This window comes from Vibrio ostreicida (genome assembly GCF_013074385.2).
Lineage (GTDB): Bacteria > Pseudomonadota > Gammaproteobacteria > Enterobacterales > Vibrionaceae > Vibrio > Vibrio ostreicida.
The window spans coordinates 13048-30475 of the sequence record NZ_JABEYA020000011.1 but is presented as its reverse complement, the minus strand read 5'-3'; the positions used below and the strand labels follow the sequence as shown (position 1 = coordinate 30475).

General features: G+C 48.6%; 17 protein-coding genes. 7 read left to right on the top strand and 10 right to left on the bottom strand.

Annotated features, from left to right (window positions below; all coding sequences use genetic code 11):
* Positions 1-26 precede the first annotated feature (26 nt).
* The 5 genes from HLM86_RS14350 to kefG all read right to left on the bottom strand — a co-directional run bounded on the left by HLM86_RS14350 (position 27) and on the right by kefG (position 4370).
* Complete coding sequence (locus tag HLM86_RS14350) at positions 27-968, bottom strand: isoaspartyl peptidase/L-asparaginase family protein (protein WP_170883552.1); 942 nt, start codon at positions 966-968, stop codon at positions 27-29.
* A 106-nt stretch (positions 969-1074) separates the two neighbouring features.
* Positions 1075-1617 (bottom strand): peptidylprolyl isomerase, encoded by a 543-nt coding sequence (slyD, locus tag HLM86_RS14345; protein WP_076589830.1) that lies wholly within the window; start codon positions 1615-1617, stop codon positions 1075-1077.
* Between the two features lie 97 nt (positions 1618-1714).
* Complete coding sequence (locus HLM86_RS14340; RefSeq protein ID WP_076589831.1) at positions 1715-1909, bottom strand: YheV family putative zinc ribbon protein; 195 nt, start codon at positions 1907-1909, stop codon at positions 1715-1717.
* 81 nt (positions 1910-1990) lie between these two features.
* Positions 1991-3787 carry a glutathione-regulated potassium-efflux system protein KefB gene (gene kefB, locus HLM86_RS14335; protein WP_076589832.1) on the bottom strand — a complete coding sequence of 599 codons (1797 nt, stop codon included), beginning with the start codon at positions 3785-3787 and terminating at the stop codon, positions 1991-1993.
* A complete protein-coding gene (gene kefG / locus HLM86_RS14330) occupies positions 3771-4370 on the bottom strand; it encodes a glutathione-regulated potassium-efflux system ancillary protein KefG (protein WP_076589924.1) in 600 nt (199 codons plus the stop codon). The genes kefB and kefG overlap by 17 nt, the downstream gene beginning before the upstream one ends.
* A gap of 167 nt (positions 4371-4537) precedes the next feature.
* Here kefG and HLM86_RS14325 point away from each other — a divergent pair, with 167 nt between their 5' ends.
* Positions 4538-6454 carry an ABC transporter ATP-binding protein gene (locus tag HLM86_RS14325; RefSeq protein WP_170883553.1) on the top strand — a complete coding sequence of 639 codons (1917 nt, stop codon included), beginning with the start codon at positions 4538-4540 and terminating at the stop codon, positions 6452-6454.
* Positions 6455-6488: 34 nt separating this feature from the next.
* Here HLM86_RS14325 and HLM86_RS14320 read toward each other — a convergent pair whose 3' ends face one another.
* Positions 6489-7445 carry a hypothetical protein gene (locus HLM86_RS14320; protein ID WP_254868813.1) on the bottom strand — a complete coding sequence of 319 codons (957 nt, stop codon included), beginning with the start codon at positions 7443-7445 and terminating at the stop codon, positions 6489-6491.
* A 334-nt stretch (positions 7446-7779) separates the two neighbouring features.
* On the opposite strand from HLM86_RS14320, the gene HLM86_RS14315 reads away from it, so the two are divergent.
* The 6 genes from HLM86_RS14315 to HLM86_RS14290 all read left to right on the top strand — a co-directional run bounded on the left by HLM86_RS14315 (position 7780) and on the right by HLM86_RS14290 (position 12328).
* Entirely contained in the window at positions 7780-8259 is a 480-nt protein-coding gene (locus HLM86_RS14315) for a TIGR02444 family protein (protein WP_170883555.1), read from the top strand.
* A gap of 10 nt (positions 8260-8269) precedes the next feature.
* Positions 8270-9247 carry a hydrolase gene (locus HLM86_RS14310; RefSeq protein WP_170883556.1) on the top strand — a complete coding sequence of 326 codons (978 nt, stop codon included), beginning with the start codon at positions 8270-8272 and terminating at the stop codon, positions 9245-9247.
* Positions 9248-9287: 40 nt separating this feature from the next.
* On the top strand, positions 9288-9500 hold the full coding sequence (locus tag HLM86_RS14305; RefSeq protein WP_076589837.1) for a YheU family protein: 213 nt from the start codon (positions 9288-9290) through the stop codon (positions 9498-9500).
* Between the two features lie 91 nt (positions 9501-9591).
* A complete protein-coding gene (locus HLM86_RS14300; RefSeq protein ID WP_076589838.1) occupies positions 9592-10461 on the top strand; it encodes a phosphoribulokinase in 870 nt (289 codons plus the stop codon).
* A 243-nt stretch (positions 10462-10704) separates the two neighbouring features.
* Positions 10705-11337, top strand: coding sequence for a cAMP-activated global transcriptional regulator CRP (gene crp / locus HLM86_RS14295; protein ID WP_009602948.1), 633 nt, complete (start codon positions 10705-10707; stop codon positions 11335-11337).
* 127 nt (positions 11338-11464) lie between these two features.
* A complete protein-coding gene (locus tag HLM86_RS14290) occupies positions 11465-12328 on the top strand; it encodes a type 2 periplasmic-binding domain-containing protein (protein ID WP_170883557.1) in 864 nt (287 codons plus the stop codon).
* 46 nt (positions 12329-12374) lie between these two features.
* Here HLM86_RS14290 and HLM86_RS14285 read toward each other — a convergent pair whose 3' ends face one another.
* From HLM86_RS14285 to HLM86_RS14270, 4 genes are all read right to left on the bottom strand, one after another.
* The gene (locus tag HLM86_RS14285) at positions 12375-13166 is read right to left on the bottom strand and encodes a DUF1338 domain-containing protein (RefSeq protein WP_076589840.1); all 792 of its coding nucleotides are present in this window, start codon (positions 13164-13166) and stop codon (positions 12375-12377) included.
* A 109-nt stretch (positions 13167-13275) separates the two neighbouring features.
* Positions 13276-14733, bottom strand: coding sequence for a succinylglutamate-semialdehyde dehydrogenase (astD, locus tag HLM86_RS14280; RefSeq protein WP_170883558.1), 1458 nt, complete (start codon positions 14731-14733; stop codon positions 13276-13278).
* A 17-nt stretch (positions 14734-14750) separates the two neighbouring features.
* On the bottom strand, positions 14751-15770 hold the full coding sequence (gene astA / locus HLM86_RS14275) for an arginine N-succinyltransferase (protein WP_076589842.1): 1020 nt from the start codon (positions 15768-15770) through the stop codon (positions 14751-14753).
* Positions 15771-15992: 222 nt separating this feature from the next.
* Positions 15993-17207: an aspartate aminotransferase family protein gene (locus HLM86_RS14270; RefSeq protein WP_076589843.1), complete on the bottom strand. Its 1215-nt coding sequence runs from the start codon at positions 17205-17207 to the stop codon at positions 15993-15995.
* Positions 17208-17428 lie beyond the last annotated feature (221 nt).

Genomic DNA, 17428 nt, shown 5'->3' with positions numbered 1-17428 from the left:
GAAGCGAAAAAAACATCCGTACAGCGTCATTCATCCGCATAAATCTTAACCTCCAACTGGCCATCCACATTGATCGCAGCACGATACATTCCGTGACTGTTCATGGCAAAATGGAGCTGTCCATCGGCATCCACCGCGATCAGTCCTCCTTCCCCACCCATCGATTTAAGATCACCCTGAATAACAGACTCACACGCCGTGGGTAAGTCTTCTTTCAAGTAACGCATTCGTGCAGCCACATCACCAGCAACGGTTTTACGGATAAAACACTCACCCATTCCCGTCGCAGACACCGCCACGCTGCCATTTTCGGCAAAGGTTCCCGCACCGATAATGGCAGAATCCCCGACTCGGCCATACTTCTTATTCGTTACACCACCAGTACTGGTTGCGGCAGCGAGGTTGCCTTGTTTGTCGAGTGCCACCGCCCCGACTGTTCCGTATTTACTGTCGTCCGGAAAGTCACTTTCAGAGAGCGCAAACAGCCCTTTCTCTTTCATAATTTGCAGTTGTTGGTAACGACGTTCAATCAGAAAATAATCTTGCTCTGTGTACGCATGACCTTGCTCAAAAGCAAACGCTTCAGCCCCTTCGCCAATCAGCAACACATGCTGGCTATGACGCATCACATCACGTGCCAGCTCGACTGGGTTGCGAATATGGCGAACCCCAGCCACTGCCCCAGCACTGGCCTGTTTGCCATGCATCACAGACGCATCCATTTCAACCATTTCTTGATGGGTCAGCACTGAGCCTTTTCCCGCATTAAAGCACGGTGAGTCTTCCAGTACTTTCACCGCAGCCACCACCGCATCAAGGGCATCGCCGCACTCAGATAAAACGGCATGACCAGCCCGAACCGCCAGCTCCAAATCCTGCACAATAGACCGTTTTAACTGGTCACTCATTTTCGATGGCAGTATGGTCCCTGCGCCACCATGAATGGCGATTGAAAAGGGGTGATGCATGAAGGCTCTCCGCATATTGCTTTCATTGACGTAAAAAAGGCGCTTCCTTATCACAGAAACGCCTGTTCTCTTGTTCGCCTGAGATCTAACGATCTGGCACTAGCGATTAGTTCGCACAGCTACCACTGCTACAGCAGTCTTCACCGTCATCGTGCTGGTGATCGTCACCGCCACAGCTACCGTCAGCCTTGTGAACATGACCATGCTCCATTTCCTCAGCCGTCGCTTCACGCACAGACATGACTTCCACATCGAACGTCAACGTCTGGCCTGCCAGCATATGGTTACCATCCACCACCACTTCATCACCATCGACCTCAGTCACTTCGACTGGAATCGGGCCTTGATCCGTGTCTGCAAGAAAACGCATGCCCACTTCTATCTGCTCAACACCTTGGAAAACATCAGCAGGGACACGCTGAACCATAGCATCACTGTGTTCACCGTATGCTTCTTCAGGGGTCACAGTAACAGAAAAACTCGCGCCCGCCTCTTTACCATCCAGAGCGGCTTCAAGCCCAGTAATCAGGTTGTTGTGACCGTGTAAATAGTCCAAAGGTGCTTCTGTTGTCGATTCATCAACAACGACACCATCTTCTAACTTCACCTGATAAGCCAAGCTGACAACGACATTCTTTTCAATTTTCATAACCACTCCAAGGAGATAAACAAACGGAGCCTCTCGATGGCTCCGCATTAACTGGATTCTATACAGTGTATTATGGGGTCCAAAACCAGAAACTCAATCAATCCGGCTTAAAAATACCGATCATATCCTGCGTGGCGTGTCCGGTTTTTTCGACAGACTGAGGTTTGCGTTGCTCCTCAAACTGGCACTCCACACATTCGACTAACTCAATATTGTTTTCTATCCACCAGCGTAACGTATCCTGTGAAGAACACTTTGGGCAACGAGCGCCCGCGATAAATCTTTTTTTCATTTTGTAATCCACAATTTAAACACCACGAACAAGGGGTTCTCTCATTAGATACGTGGCGATGACATAAATCAGAGTAAGAGATTAATCCCAGAAGCTCTTTGATTGTTTATCTTTTTCCATTTCACGTCCAAAGATCTCTTCCAGTTCTTTGCGCGCTTCCTTAGCCCGCAATGTCAGTTGCTTATCCTCATGATGTTCAGGGAGCAATTCTTCCAACATGGCATTATCTAGTTTTCTAAAGTGCGCTTCCGCCCTTTTGGCTTGGTAAGGATGAACCCCAAGCTCGACCAATGCCTGACGTCCCAAATCCAAGGCGCCAAGGAAAGTTTCTCGCGAATAATTAGCCACACCATGACTGAGCAATTGGTAAGCTTCAACGCGACTGCGTGCCCGAGCGAGGAGTTTTAAATGAGGAAAATGGTGCTGACATAGCTCAACAATTTTCATGATTTCATCCGGTGAATCGGTACAAATCACCATAGCTTCGGCCTTGTTCGCCCCAGCGGCGCGCAACAAATCCAGCTGAGTAGCATCACCATAAAACACTTTATAGCCGTATTTACGCAACAGATGAATTTGGCTGGCATCACTTTCTAATACAGTCACGCGCATTTTATTGGCGTACATCAGTCGGCCAACAACTTGACCAAAGCGACCAAAACCCGCAATGATGACCCTTGGTTGACGGTTAACCACATCAGACGGTTGCGCATTATTGTCCTCAAGATTAAGACCTCGGGCGTACCATTTGCTTTGCGCCATCAGCATTAAGGGGGTTGTCACCATAGACAAGCTCACGACCACCAGTAGAAAGGCCATCTGCTCTTTGGCTAACAACCCCTCGGCGCTCGCCGCTGTGAAAATAACAAAAGCAAATTCCCCCCCTTGGCTAAGAATCGCCGCCATTTTACTGCGCGATTTAGGCTTGCTTCCCGCCAAACGGGCAAGAAAATACAAAATACTCGCTTTGATCGCGACCAGACCAAACACCGCCAGTAGAATATTCCACGGGTCAAGCGCTAATAGCCCGAGGTTGACGGCCATCCCTACCGCGATAAAAAACAACCCCAGTAACAGGCCTTTAAAAGGTTCAATTGCGATTTCTAGCTCGTGGCGGTACTCACTTTCCGCCAATAGCACTCCGGCAAGAAACGTCCCCAACGCCATCGACAAACCCAATTGTTTCATCAACAACGCAATACCAATCACCAGCAGCAACGCCGCGATCGTGAACAATTCTCGCACACCACTGAGCACCACATAACGGAACAAGGGCCGCAGAAGGAAATGGCCACCGATCAACAAACCGACGACCCCGCCAAGCATCCACAGCACATCGAGCCAATTGCCCGCGGTGTTGCCCGCCAACACCGGAAGAATCGCCAGCATCGGAATCACCGCGATATCTTGGAATAACAAGACAGCAAAACCGGACTGACCCGCTTCACTTCCCCCTAGACCACGCTCTTCAATCACTTTAAGCGCAATCGCCGTAGATGAAAGCGCCAAGCCCATTCCAATCACAAGGCTGGTCTGCCAACTGATACCGGCAAGATTGGCAAGACTCGACAGCACCGCAGTGGTGATCACCACTTGAGCCCCCCCCAAACCGAGGATCGGCCCTTTCATTTGAAGCAATTTCTTGGGATTGAGTTCCAAACCAATCAAAAACAGCAGCAGCACTACCCCAAATTCGGCAAAGTGTAAAATCGCTTCAACATCACTAATTAAGCCAAGGCCCCACGGACCAATCGCTACACCCGCCAGTAAATAGCCCAATACCGACCCCAACCCCATACGCTGGGCGAGGGGTACAGCTACCACGGCAGCGGTAAGAAAAATCACACTACTTTGAAGAAAATCACTTTCCAACGCCATGCGCTCCCTCCTGAGTCAGAGGTTCCGTCGGATCCTGCAACCATTGATGATAGAGTTCTGCGTGCTGTGAGCGCTCGTTATCAGAGACATTTCTTGACCAATACAACACAAGCGGCTCAATCCAGTGCATTCGACACAAGGCCGCCGATAACTCAAACGGCTGAAGTATTTCAGACAAGGGATACTTGTTGTAGCCATCATGCCCGAACGCATCTTTGTTGCCTCCGGTGGTGATGACACTGCGCCACACTTTGCCTTTAAGTGCTTCACCTTTTCCAAAAGCAAAATCTTTGCCTAGCACGCGGTCCATCCATTCTTTGAGCAGAGCAGGACAAGAATACATAAATAGGGGGTGCTGAAAGACAATCACATGATGCTCAAGTAACAGGCGTTGCTCAGCGTTGACATCAATAAAGAAATCCGGGTAATGTGCGTACAAATCATGCACAGTGACATGCTCAAGTGATGAAATTCTTTTTAGCATCATTTGATTAGCAACCGAGCTTCGAGATTCAGGGTGAGCATAAATAACCAACACTTTCACTGTGTCAGATAACTCAGTACTTCGTTGATTTACAGCCATTGAGTGAGCAGCCATCCTTCTGTTTTCAATACCTAAGTATCGCTTAGGCATCATGTTATCATGATCACTTTGTTATACGTTGTTGTTAAGCATAACGCAATGATCGACTTTTTATCCTATTCGCCCTACTATTCGGCGCGATACGAGCAAGAATAAAGCACAATACTATGATTACCTTTTCTGATATCCAACTGCTTCGCGGTGGCAAGGCCCTACTGGATCAAACCTCAGCAACCATTCATCCTGGTGACAAGGTCGGCCTAGTCGGTAAAAATGGCTGCGGCAAGTCGACGCTGTTTGCCCTAATAAAAGATGAACTGTCTATCGATAGCGGCCACTTTAGCAAGCCTTCTCATTGGGAAATGGCATGGGTCGCCCAAGAAACCCCAGCACTAGAGCGACAAGCTTTGGATTACGTCATCGACGGTGATCGTGAATACCGCGGACTGGAAGCTAAGCTTGCCAAAGCGGAGCAAGACGATAACGGCACACTTGTGGCCGAGCTGCATGGAAAAATTGAAACCATCGGCGGCTACAGTATCCGCGCTCGGGCCGCTGAGCTGCTCGACGGCCTTGGTTTTTCACAACCACAAATGGACTGGAGCCTGACTCAATTCTCAGGTGGGTGGCGTATGCGTCTCAACCTAGCTCAGGCCTTATTGTGTCGATCAGATCTACTGCTGCTTGATGAGCCAACCAACCACTTGGACTTGGATGCGGTGATGTGGCTGGAGCGCTGGCTGCAAAATTACCCCGGCACCTTAGTGCTGATTTCCCATGACCGAGACTTTTTAGACCCGGTCGTTAACCGTATTATTCATGTTGAGAATCAGCACCTCAATGAATACACAGGTAACTATTCGTCCTTTGAAACCCAACGCGCGCAGAAGTTGGTCCTCCAGCAAGCCATATACCAGAAGCAACAAAAGCAAATGGCGCACATGCAAAGTTACATTGACCGTTTCCGCTACAAAGCCTCGAAAGCGCGTCAAGCCCAAAGCCGGATTAAAGCCCTAGAGAAAATGGAGCAGGTCCTGCCAGCGCAGTTCGATAACCCTTTCAACTTTGAGTTTCGTCAACCCGACGCGCTACCTAATCCGATCATCATGATGGATGAGGTCTCCGCAGGCTATGATGACAACCTGATCCTAGACAAAATTCGTCTCAACCTTGTGCCTGGCAGTCGCATCGGCTTACTGGGCCGAAATGGCGCGGGTAAATCGACACTGATCAAGCTATTATCGGGCGAGCTCTCCCCCCAAAGTGGCGATCTCACCTACTCACAAGGGGTGAAAATTGGCTATTTTGCCCAGCACCAATTAGAAACTCTCCACCCGCAAGAGACGCCTCTGCAACACATGATGCAGATCGCACCGGACAAAAATGAACTGGAACTGCGCAATTATCTGGGCAGCTTTGGGTTTCAGGGTGACAAAGCCCTAGAGCCGGTCGCACCATTTTCTGGAGGAGAAAAAGCCCGCTTGGTTCTGGCACTGGTTGTATGGCAAAAACCCAACTTACTGCTGCTTGATGAGCCCACCAACCATTTAGACCTCGATATGCGTCAAGCATTAACCTTTGCCCTTCAGACCTTTGAAGGGGCGATGGTCATTGTGTCTCACGACCGTTACTTATTGCGCGCGACCACCGATGATCTTTATCTGGTGCATGACCGACAAGTTGCACCATTTGACGGAGATCTTAGCGATTACTACAAGTGGCTGACTGACCAACAGAAAGCCGAACGTCGCCAAGCACAGGCCCAATTGCCGGAAAAAAACACCGCTAACAGTGCGGCCGCAAAAAAAGAACAGAAGCGCCGTGAAGCAGAGTTTCGCAAGCAGACCGCTCCTATTCGCAAACAGATTTCCCTTCTCGAAGCCAAAATGGATACCTTGTCGGCTGCCTTATCGGAAACAGAAACACAGCTGGCCGATGCCTCTTTGTATGACGTTGACAACAAAGCACGCTTGAGTGAAATACTGTCCCTTCAGGCAAGCAGTAAGTCCACGCTAGAAGACGTCGAAGTCGAATGGATGACGCTGCAAGAAGATCTTGAACAAATGGAAGCACAGCTGAATTAATCACGCAGAGCCGCTCAAGCGGCCCTGCTGAGGTTTAAGGTTGATTGGCCATCCGATACTCAATATCGACGCTTGCCCCGCTGGGCTGAGTTAATGTCAGTGTCAGGCTATCTGGCAATCGGTCACTCTCGTCATTAACATAACGATATTGATATTGGGTGACTTGATTCGCGACCGTCTTTTTTATCGATTGAATCGGATGAAAGGCCAAACCGAAGAAGTCCATATCGACTTTCCATTCCTTGACCGGATCCACATAATAGATACCATACACCTGATCTGGGTCTGCGACATACTCCAACTCAAAGACTTGAGTTCCTTTGCCAAAGAGCGTTTGGGTCGCGGTGCGAATTTCACCATTATCGTGATACTGAAGCAATAGCACGCTTTTTTCACGTTGTGGGCGTTTTTTGATTTCGATAATTTTACGTAAGCGTCCATCATCATGATAACGATAATGAAACTCTAAATTAGCCATATCATCTCCACTCAATGGGATCTGAGTGCGTTTCACCAATCTATTTTGCTCATCATAACGATATTTGATTTTGTAGGCAGCTCTTGGCGTTTGATCCAAACTGATGGCAAAATCGTCGAAAATCCGCTTCATTTCTTTCACGACCTTACCGTCAGTATCATAGTGATACTCTGACACAAAATTCTCTTTGGTATGGCGTACGTAACTGTTGATATCACCATGCTTCATCAAAGCCCGTGCAGAGGCTAAGCGCCCATCAGCATCGTAATGGTAGTCGAAGGTGCTGTCCGCATAATCGCGCTGCGTCACGCGCCCTTGCTCATCATAACGATAGGCTCCGCCAACGGTGGGGGTATCTCCGACCTGTTTGGCGACCTCAACTAACCGCGGAGTATGGGCCAAAACTTCATCTTGATTAATGGCATCCGAAAACACCGAGTATCCCTCATACCCATAAGCATGAGTGGTCAGAGCTAAAGTGACGGCAGCGAAAGCCAATTTTACATTCATCATCTGTTCCTATATTCAACGAGCAATAGTGAGCGCTCACGCGCTGTTCTTATAGAGAAATCCCTCAAATCCTCTCCATCTTATATAAAACTCAATTTATATGGTAATGATAATTAATCTCACCATGGGCTCTAGCCAACGTCCACACGACACAGTCACCACCCATCACCCGGACAAGACTCCGTGATGGAACCTGCCCTTTCCAATGTCTATTTTTGAGGTAATACGCTGTAATATAGGCATATTAACGCTAAACTTGGCATTATTGCCCTGTTGCGAAGACGCCAAGCGAACGCATATTGGCACGGCTACAATAGGTTTGGGGAGTTCAGTTCACATGAGCACAGCGCGCGTCACCCTGTCTTTAACACTGGAACGTTTATGGCAGTTCAGCCTGCAATACTACAGTGTGCGTGAAGTGAAAGAGGCTTGCCTGACACTGCAAAATCGTTACAAAGGCAACGTTAACCTGTTGTTATTGCTCAAGTGGCTCGACGAACAACAAGCCGCCTTTCTCGATGAAGACTGGTATAAGATAGAAGCCTGCCTTGGCCGTTCAGAAACGTTGCTGCACAGCTACCGAGATCTTCGTCGCAAGTTAAAACCCCACTTAGCCGACACCTTGTATCGGGAATCACTGCAGTTCGAATTACAGCTGGAAAAACAACAACAATCTGATCTGGTTGACTGTCTTAACAGTATTGAACTTCACATCAATACAGGAGAAGCGCTGACTTTGCGTTACTGCCGCCAGCTTGGTGGGCAACATTTGCATGAAGTATTCGCCACGTCTCTCCCTAGCATCAGCCACAAATGAGCCCGAAACCATGACACAATTTATTGCTGCGACAGGGTTGAGCAATCCTCACTTACAAACGTTAGCGCCCCGCTTTATCCGCAAGAAAGCCCTGTTTGAACCGCATTGGCAGCGGTTGAATACCCCCGATGGCGATTTTCTTGATTTAGCTTGGAGTGAAGATTGGCGCAGTGAGTCCGCACAGAAAAAACCTGTGTTTGTCCTCTTTCATGGCCTAGAAGGTTGCTTCTATAGCCCCTATGCCAATGGATTGATGCATGCTTTTGCCAAACAAGGCTGGGTATCCGTGATGATGCATTTTCGCGGTTGCAGTGGTCAACCCAATACCCAGGCCCGAGCCTATCATTCTGGAGAGATTGAAGATGTTCGGCTGTTTCTCAAACATTTACACCAGCACATGCCTACGCAAAATAAGGTAGCGGTCGGTATTTCACTGGGTGGCAACGTGCTGGCTAATTACCTCGCGGAGTACAAAGACGATCCTTTGATCCATGCCGCCACACTGGTTTCCGCACCTCTAGATCTATCGGCGTGCGCACAGCGAATCGAACAAGGTTTCTCTAAAATCTACAAAAGCTATCTGCTGTCCTCACTAAAAAAGAACGCTCTGCGTAAACACCCTCTGATCAAAGAGCAATTGGATGTTTCCTATCAAAGCATCAAACGTGTGACCAAACTGTATGAATTCGACGATTTGATCACCGCGCCATTGCATGGTTTTAAAGATGCGGACGACTACTATCAGCGCTGCTCTGGCATCAACCGATTACAAGAAATCCGCACCCCAACGCAGATCATCCATGCCAAAGATGACCCATTTATGACCCATGCGGTGATCCCTAAATATGTGTTGCCGGAAAACATCGACTATCGCCTGTTTAAGCGCGGGGGTCATGTCGGTTTTCTTAGCGGCCACGCACTAAAGCCACGTTTTTGGCTTGAAGAGGCTCTACCTGCCTACTACCAAAGTTTGGCTTTTTCTAAATAATGACCACGACACCCACTTAACGAACCCACAAGAGGCGGCTATGATTGTCCCATGGCAAGACATTGAATCTGACACATTGGAAAACCTAATTCGCGAATTTGTATTGCGCGAAGGGTCAGATTACGGAGAAATCGAAGTCTCTTTGCAAGACAAAATCGACCAGATTCAGGCCCAGCTACAATCTGGCGAAGCCGTGGTCGTTTTTTCTGAACTACACGAAACCGTTGATATTCAGCTCAAGAGAAAGTTCTGATTTTAAAATACGCCATACAGCTTAATCGGGCCAAAGCATGTTATAGTCACAGGCAATAACACAGGACAGTTAACAACAGACAAGGTTTGTCATGTCAGCAAAACATCCGATCATTGCCGTCACAGGTTCATCTGGGGCAGGCACAACAACAACATCTGAAGCCTTTCGTAAGATGTTTAATATGATGCGCATTAAAGCGGCTTGGGTTGAAGGGGACAGTTTCCACCGTTTTACCCGTCCAGAAATGGATATTGAGATCCGCAAGGCGCGCGAACAAGGCCGACACATCAGCTACTTCGGCCCTCAGGCCAATGACTTTTCCGAACTGTCTGAGTTCTTTCGTAAATACGGTAACGACGGGGTCGGCAAAGTACGACGTTACCTGCACACCTTCGATGAAGCCGTTCCCTACAATCAAATGCCCGGCACCTTCACACCTTGGCAAGAACTGCCTGAACACTCCGATGTGATGTTTTATGAGGGCCTTCATGGTGGGGTGGTGGACGGTGACGTCAACGTCGCCCAACACGTTGATTTTTTGATTGGTATGGTGCCCATCGTCAACCTAGAGTGGATTCAGAAATTTGTCCGTGACACACGAGATCGCGGCCATTCACGAGAAGCGGTAATGGACTCGATTGTTCGCTCAATGGACGATTACCTCAACTACATTACGCCTCAGTTTTCACGCACTCACATTAATTTCCAGCGGGTTCCGACGGTTGATACGTCCAACCCGCTCAATGCCAAAGGCATACCCAGCCTTGACGAAAGTTTTGTCGTGATTCGTCTCAGAGGGATCAAGAAAGTCGATTTTCCGTATTTATTGGCGATGATCGATGGTTCCTTCATGTCACGTCACAACACACTGGTTGTACCAGGTGGTAAAATGAGCTTTGCAATGGAGCTGATCGTTCGCCCCATTTTACAACAATTGATCGAAACCGGGAAAATTGGTTAAGTCGTAGTTCTGGTTCACGATTACTTTTCATACCGTGATCATGTGCACATTTTTGCTTGGAAAAATGGCCCCTGACGTAGATTAAAATCAAGAAATAGATTCCGAAACAGGATACTATTTTAAACCGAAACAAAGATGGCTTGCAGCATTTGAAAAGTGCTCTTATCCTAGTAAGTCTTGATTCAAGGCTTAGCTAACAATATGGAAAGCAGCAAGCATACCCTGCAGAGGAAGTGAGATATTATGGTTCTAGGTAAACCTCAAACCGATCCAACATTAGAGTGGTTCCTTTCACACTGTCATATTCATAAGTACCCGTCGAAAAGCACGCTGATCCACGCGGGCGAAAAAGCAGAAACACTTTACTACATCGTAAAGGGCTCTGTGGCCGTACTTATCAAAGACGAAGAAGGTAAGGAAATGATTCTTTCCTACCTAAACCAAGGTGACTTTATCGGCGAACTTGGTTTATTCGAAGAAGACCAAGAGCGTACCGCTTGGGTTCGTGCGAAATCTCCTTGTGAAGTGGCTGAAATTTCATTCAAAAAATTCCGTCAGTTGATTCAGGTTAACCCTGACATTCTGATGCGTTTGTCTTCACAGATGGCCAGTCGCCTTCAGGTCACTAGCCAAAAAGTGGGAGATCTTGCGTTCTTAGACGTGACAGGACGTATCGCTCAGACGCTACTGAATCTGGCCAAACAGCCCGATGCGATGACCCACCCGGATGGTATGCAGATCAAAATCACTCGTCAGGAAATCGGCCAAATTGTCGGCTGTTCTCGCGAGACGGTTGGGCGTATCTTAAAGATGCTAGAAGAGCAGAACCTGATTTCTGCCCACGGTAAAACGATCGTCGTCTACGGCACCCGTTAAGCTCGAATTTTGACGATCAAAGCCGGGCGTAATGCCCGGTTTTCGTCTATCTAGTTTGGCAATGCCAAAACCCTGTCCTACTCTTTAGTTTGGCTTTTATTTGTACTACTTCAAATAGGACAAACTAATGAAAAAACGACTCTTTTCCTACCTGATATTCCTGTGTAGTTTACTGTCTCCACTCGCGATGGCCCAAACCACCATTGTCCATCCGATCCCAAGAGAAGGCTCAGAGCTTGACCTTTACACCATTGCACTTATCAAGTTTCTTGTCGAAAAATCGGGACAGGATATCAAGTTGCAGCCCTACAAAGCGCCGGTTGATTCTCAGTCTCGCAAGGTCAATCTACTCAAAGAAGGTAAGCTCACCATCGACTGGTTGGGGGCAGACAAAACCCTAGAAAAAGAATTGCTCCCGATTCGCTACCCAGTTTTTCGTGGTTTGCTCGGCCATCGTATTTTTATCACGAATAAAACCATTGCCGCGAAGCTAGGTTCAATTGACAACATAGAGCAGTTACAACAACTTGGCATCATTCAAGGCGAAGGCTGGGCCGATGTGAACGTTCTCAAGTCTGGCGGCTTTAAAGTCCGCGAAGTACCCAACTTCGATAATATCTTTCGGATCGTCGACAGCGGGCGCACCGATCTGTTTCCTCGTGCCGTCATTGAACCATACAGCGAAGTCGCTCAGCGCAGTCAGTTAACCAATTTAGTCGTCGATGACAAAGTCATGCTCATCTATCGCTTTCCTATGTTTTTGTTCGTCAGCCCGACGAACCCTGACATCGCAAAGCTGATGCAAGAAACCTTTGAAAAATCTTATCAAGATGGGTCATTTGAAGCCTTTTTTGAACAGGCACCGTTAGTGGTCAAAACCTTTGAACAAGCGGGGATCCGCAATCGGAAAGCGTTCAAAATTGATAACCCTCATCTGAGTGACGAAACCCGCTCAATTCCAGAACAGTATTGGCTCAACGTCACCGAATAATCTATAAAAAAAGCGCCACTTAGGCGCTTTTTCCAATCCAATCGACTTAACCGTTGGTACTTTCGAAAATCTTATCTGCCGAAGCAGCAACAAATCCCGGATACAACTCGCCGTTGCTCATTGGATAACGTTTCGCAAACTCATAGAAACCACCGGGTATCATTTCTGTGCCCTGCTTGAACGAAACTGGTACTTTATCCGCCATAGTCGACGACTGCTCAAGCAACACCTCTGGAGAGCCTTTTACTTCGCCTCCAGCTTCATTGATGGTAAAGCCTGACTCACGCAGATAGTCATTAACCCCTTGGACTTCGTCAAAGGCTTTGAGCTGGTTCACATTGACCGTAAAGTGGTTAGCGCCATACCCATGGGCCGCCAACCAAGAGGCATACTCGCTCTCTTTCGCCAACACCTGATAATCACTCAAACTCAGGTCCCATAGACGGCCTGCAAATAAAAACGCCTCACTATCGAGTACGCTGCGATCCACTTGAGAGACCAATTTAGCCACAATCTGCTGCAGCTCAGGTGAACATTCATCAACTTTCAGCTCGCTGATGAACACTTTTGGCTGCTTGGGATCAGGGTGCTCATAATGCTTCGCCACGAGCTTTTTGCTTTCAAAAACATAATCCCCGCCAGCTTGGTAACCCCTGTCAATAAAGGGCTTCGCCAGCGTCTCAATACCCAGCGGTGCCAAATTAAACGTACGTAACGCAATATGGTCGTTGATAAGAGGTTCATTTTCTTGGAGCAAACGATGGACGTTATCCGCAGAGGGACATAAGCGTTGAATATAGTCATTCCATAACGACTGAAATAAAACATCTGGCGTCATAGCGCCTCCTTGTTTGAGTAATCGGAATGGCGAGAGTCAAAGCGTATCCGCCTTACCCTCCATCCGTTTAGGCCATCGTCAACGAAGCGCAACGATGGCCGTTAGTGGCTTACAGTTCGAGGCCTGGGCTCAACGTCGCAGGGAGGACGGTTTCCCCTCCTTCCATTGATGCCATAGGGTAAGCACAGTAATCCGCAGCATAGTAGGCGCTTGGTCGCAGGTTGCCTGAAGCACCAGGCCCACCAAACGGAGCATCACCACTTGCCCCGGTCAGTTGGCGATTGCGGTTAACAATACCAGCACGAATATGATCAACGAAATAATCCCACTCACCGTCGTCTGTCGACACCAGACCCGCCGACAAACCAAATCGGGTATCGTTGGCCAGTTCTACTGCGTTTTCTAACCCTTGGTAGCGTACCACTTGCAACAAAGGCCCAAAATATTCTTCGTCCGGTAGATCGGCTATGGCGGTCACATCGATGATGCCCGGTGTCACAAACGCCGCTTCACCCGCCTTGGCTTCGAGTAAACTCTCACCACCCAGTTTTTGCAAATTGGCCTGTGCATTGAGAATAAAATCGGCCGCCGCTTTAGAAATCTGCGGCCCCATAAACGGCGCTGGTTCAGCAAAAGGCTGATCAACACGAATATTTTGGGTCGCCTCAACCAACTTATTTACCAAGGCATCCCCTTTGGCTCCAACTGGGACATACAAACGACGCGCACAAGTACAGCGTTGTCCTGCACTGATAAAGGCCGACTGGATCACGGTATACACGGTGGCGTCTAAGTCACCATAATGCTGGGAAATCACCATCGGGTTATTTCCACCCATTTCCAGCGCCAGCATAGTGCCGGGTTGGCCAGCAAACTGACGATGAAGAAGGTGACCAGTATTCGCGCTGCCAGTGAACAACACGCCATCTAACCCTTTGGAACTGGCCAGCGCAACGCCCGTCTCCTTCGCCCCTTGGACCAAATTGATCACGCCAGCAGGCAAACCCGCTTGCTGCCAAAGTTTCATCACAAATTCACCCGTCAGCGGCGTCTGCTCAGACGGCTTGAACACCGCAGTGTTACCGGCTAACAATGCGGGGACGATATGCCCATTGGGCAGATGTCCCGGGAAATTATAGGGGCCAAATACCGCCATCACACCAAGTGGTCGATGACGTAGCACGATCTGGTTGCCCGCCGCTTCGCGAGTCGCTTCGCCAGTCCGTTCATGATAAGCACGAATAGAGATAGCTATCTTACCCGCCATTGCGCCAGCTTCAGTCCGAGTTTCCCAGATCGGTTTGCCGGTTTCTTTGGCTATAATTTCCGCGATTTGCTCACTGTTGGCTTTAACTTGTTCAGCAAAGGCCAGCACAATGGCCTCACGCTCCGCATATGTGCGCTTTTTCCAGCTCACGAAAGCGTGCCTAGCTGCACTGACAGCCGCTTCAACCTGAGCTGGTGATGCACTGTCACCATGCCAGATCACTTCATTATTATAAGGGCTGACCGAGTTCATCGATTCGCCCTGACCCGCAAGCCACTCGCCTGCAATCCAATGTGTCATGTGTGTCTTCCTTTCGATTACTGAGCCAGCATGCGAACGTAGTCGCCTTGGTGAACGTTTAATGCCTCAGCGACTTGCGGCGACAGGATCACCGATTCTGACGCCTGATCGTAGGCCGCCTTGGCCGCCGTAGCACGGAAATGTTCAAATGAGGTATTCGAGACAAGGTAGTCTTGCGAGCTAGAATGCTCTGAAACCGTCACTTTAGCGCGGAATGAATGTCGGACGGAGTCGATGTTGCGTAAATCACACTCCACCGATGGACCACCGTCAAAAATATCGACATAATTGCGACAGGTGAATCCTTCTTTTTCTAACAGCCGCAACGCTGGTTTGGTGTTCTCGTGTACCTGACCAATCACAGCCTGAGCCTCTTCACTGAGTAAGTTGATATAGATTGGTAATTTAGGCATGAGATCCGCGATAAAACCTTTCTTTCCTATGCCTGTGAGATAGTCAGCCATGGTGAAATCAATCGAGAAAAAGTGCTCTTGGAGCCATTGCCAAAACGGCGAGTTGCCTTCGTCATCCGAGACACCACGCATTTCTGCAAAGACGGTTTTTGAGAAGCGATGCGGATGCTCTGCCATCATCAAAAAACGGCACTTCGACATCAATCGACCATTCAGGCCACGTCGAAAGTCCGGACGCAAAAACAGTGTACAGATTTCGCTATAACCCGTGTAGTTATTACCAAACGTGAGCAACTTGACCACGTTATTCACCCCCAGCTTGGGAGAAGAGTGCACAATGGTACTGATGTGATAGGAGTAAAACGGAACATCCCAACCAATCGAGGCTTCAATACCAGTACACCCTGCGACCTCGTCAGTGTCACTATCGACGCTGACCATCAGGTAGCCCTCGTCGCCGGGCTCGGTGACGTCAGGCTTGGCAAAACTGTACTCAGAATGTGTGATACGATTGGTTAACAATTCCTCGTTAACCGGAAGAGATGTGAATCCATGACCCGATTCCACTGCACAGTTATGCAGTGCGTCGTAGTCTGACATTGTTATAGGGCGAACAACCAGCATCGATACTCCCTCCTGATGCTCAACTCAATTCCATCAATGAACGCTCGATAAGGGCTGATCACATCACTGATAACGTCCTGTCCGAATCCAACATCTGACTCGTCAGTTTGCGGCCATTGACGTCTTACCTCAGCAAGGCCCCAGCACTATCCTTAAACGATACCACCGTGGAATTGATAAAGGGACCCAGCCTGATCGCCGGATCCCGTAAGATGGTTTGAATTATTTGGTGAGCGTAGCCAGAGCTTGGTCGAGCCTAGCGAGTCCTTGCTCAATTTCTTGTTGGCTGATCACAAGCGACGGAGTAAAGCGCACCACATTGGTCCCCGCGACCAAAATCATCAGCCCTTGTTTGCCTGCCGCAACCAGCACATCACGCGCTCTGCCTTGCCACTCTTCATTGAGCGCAGCGCCAAGCAACAAACCTTTACCACGGATCTCAGCGAACATGTGGTATTTTTCGTTAAGCTTGGTAAGCCCCTCACGAAATAGCGCTTCACGCTCAGCCACACCGGCCAAAGTCTCTGGCTGGCTGACAATATCCACAACGGCTTCCGCAACGGCACACGCCAATGGGTTCCCCCCATAAGTCGAGCCGTGAGTGCCCACTTTCATGTGCTTTGATAGCTCAGTGGTCGTCAGCATCGCGCCAATCGGGAAACCCCCGCCCAACGATTTGGCCGTGCTCAGAATATCTGGCGTGACACCCAAACCTTGGTACGCATAAAAATGACCCGTACGGCCATTGCCCGTTTGAACTTCATCAAACACCAACAGGGCATTATGTTTATCACACAGCTCACGGACCGTCTGAACAAATTCATCGGAAGGAGAAATGATGCCGCCTTCACCTTGAAGCGGTTCCATCATGATCGCACAAGTGCGATCAGAGATATGTTCACGCAACGCATCCACGTCATTATAAGGCAAGTGGGTCACATCACCCGGCTTAGGACCAAACCCATCCGAGTAAGTCGCTTGGCCGCCCACGGTCACCGTAAAGAAAGTACGTCCATGGAAGCCTTGTTTAAACGCAATAATTTCTGATTTTTCAGGCCCAAACTTATCAGCCGCGTAACGACGAGCCAGTTTGAGAGCCGCTTCATTGGCCTCAGCACCCGAGTTAGCGAAGAAGACTTTTTCTGCAAAGCTCACTTCCGTCAGCTTTTTTGCCAAACGCAGCGCCGGCTCGTTGGTCATGACATTACTCAGATGCCAAAGCTTTTGGCCTTGCTCTGTCAGCGCCTTAACCATGGCAGGATGACAATGCCCCAAACAACTTACGGCAATTCCGCCAGCAAAGTCTATGTATTCTTTGCCTGACTGATCCCAGACACGGGCACCTTCGCCCTTAACTGGAACCACTTCCATCGGGTTATAACAAGGCACCATTACCTCATCAAACAAACCGCGTTCTACGTTATTTTCAACTGTCATTGCTCTTCCCTCTCGATACCGCATGCTAGGTACTTTTTGCATCCTTGCTTTCCGCAATAGAAAGCACATATTGTTTTGCATGTAAGCTATAGCGGCATTGTATTTACATTTAATTAACCATTTCAATAGTGATTTGTTCTTTTTAAACACCCACTAAACACATGATTATCATTGGGTTTGAGTATTTATGCACTATGCTACTGCTTTTATGAAGCAATATA

What these genes read in the sequence shown, in the direction of transcription:
- HLM86_RS14350 (WP_170883552.1), bottom strand. Translation starts at nt 968, where the DNA reads ATGCATCACCCCTTTTCAATCGCCATTCATGGTGGCGCAGGGACCATA.
- slyD (WP_076589830.1), bottom strand. Translation starts at nt 1,617, where the DNA reads ATGAAAATTGAAAAGAATGTCGTTGTCAGCTTGGCTTATCAGGTGAAG.
- HLM86_RS14340 (WP_076589831.1), bottom strand. Translation starts at nt 1,909, where the DNA reads ATGAAAAAAAGATTTATCGCGGGCGCTCGTTGCCCAAAGTGTTCTTCA.
- kefB (WP_076589832.1), bottom strand. Translation starts at nt 3,787, where the DNA reads ATGGCGTTGGAAAGTGATTTTCTTCAAAGTAGTGTGATTTTTCTTACC.
- kefG (WP_076589924.1), bottom strand. Translation starts at nt 4,370, where the DNA reads ATGGCTGTAAATCAACGAAGTACTGAGTTATCTGACACAGTGAAAGTG.
- HLM86_RS14325 (WP_170883553.1), top strand. Translation starts at nt 4,538, where the DNA reads ATGATTACCTTTTCTGATATCCAACTGCTTCGCGGTGGCAAGGCCCTA.
- HLM86_RS14320 (WP_254868813.1), bottom strand. Translation starts at nt 7,445, where the DNA reads ATGATGAATGTAAAATTGGCTTTCGCTGCCGTCACTTTAGCTCTGACC.
- HLM86_RS14315 (WP_170883555.1), top strand. Translation starts at nt 7,780, where the DNA reads ATGAGCACAGCGCGCGTCACCCTGTCTTTAACACTGGAACGTTTATGG.
- HLM86_RS14310 (WP_170883556.1), top strand. Translation starts at nt 8,270, where the DNA reads ATGACACAATTTATTGCTGCGACAGGGTTGAGCAATCCTCACTTACAA.
- HLM86_RS14305 (WP_076589837.1), top strand. Translation starts at nt 9,288, where the DNA reads ATGATTGTCCCATGGCAAGACATTGAATCTGACACATTGGAAAACCTA.
- HLM86_RS14300 (WP_076589838.1), top strand. Translation starts at nt 9,592, where the DNA reads ATGTCAGCAAAACATCCGATCATTGCCGTCACAGGTTCATCTGGGGCA.
- crp (WP_009602948.1), top strand. Translation starts at nt 10,705, where the DNA reads ATGGTTCTAGGTAAACCTCAAACCGATCCAACATTAGAGTGGTTCCTT.
- HLM86_RS14290 (WP_170883557.1), top strand. Translation starts at nt 11,465, where the DNA reads ATGAAAAAACGACTCTTTTCCTACCTGATATTCCTGTGTAGTTTACTG.
- HLM86_RS14285 (WP_076589840.1), bottom strand. Translation starts at nt 13,166, where the DNA reads ATGACGCCAGATGTTTTATTTCAGTCGTTATGGAATGACTATATTCAA.
- astD (WP_170883558.1), bottom strand. Translation starts at nt 14,733, where the DNA reads ATGACACATTGGATTGCAGGCGAGTGGCTTGCGGGTCAGGGCGAATCG.
- astA (WP_076589842.1), bottom strand. Translation starts at nt 15,770, where the DNA reads ATGCTGGTTGTTCGCCCTATAACAATGTCAGACTACGACGCACTGCAT.
- HLM86_RS14270 (WP_076589843.1), bottom strand. Translation starts at nt 17,207, where the DNA reads ATGACAGTTGAAAATAACGTAGAACGCGGTTTGTTTGATGAGGTAATG.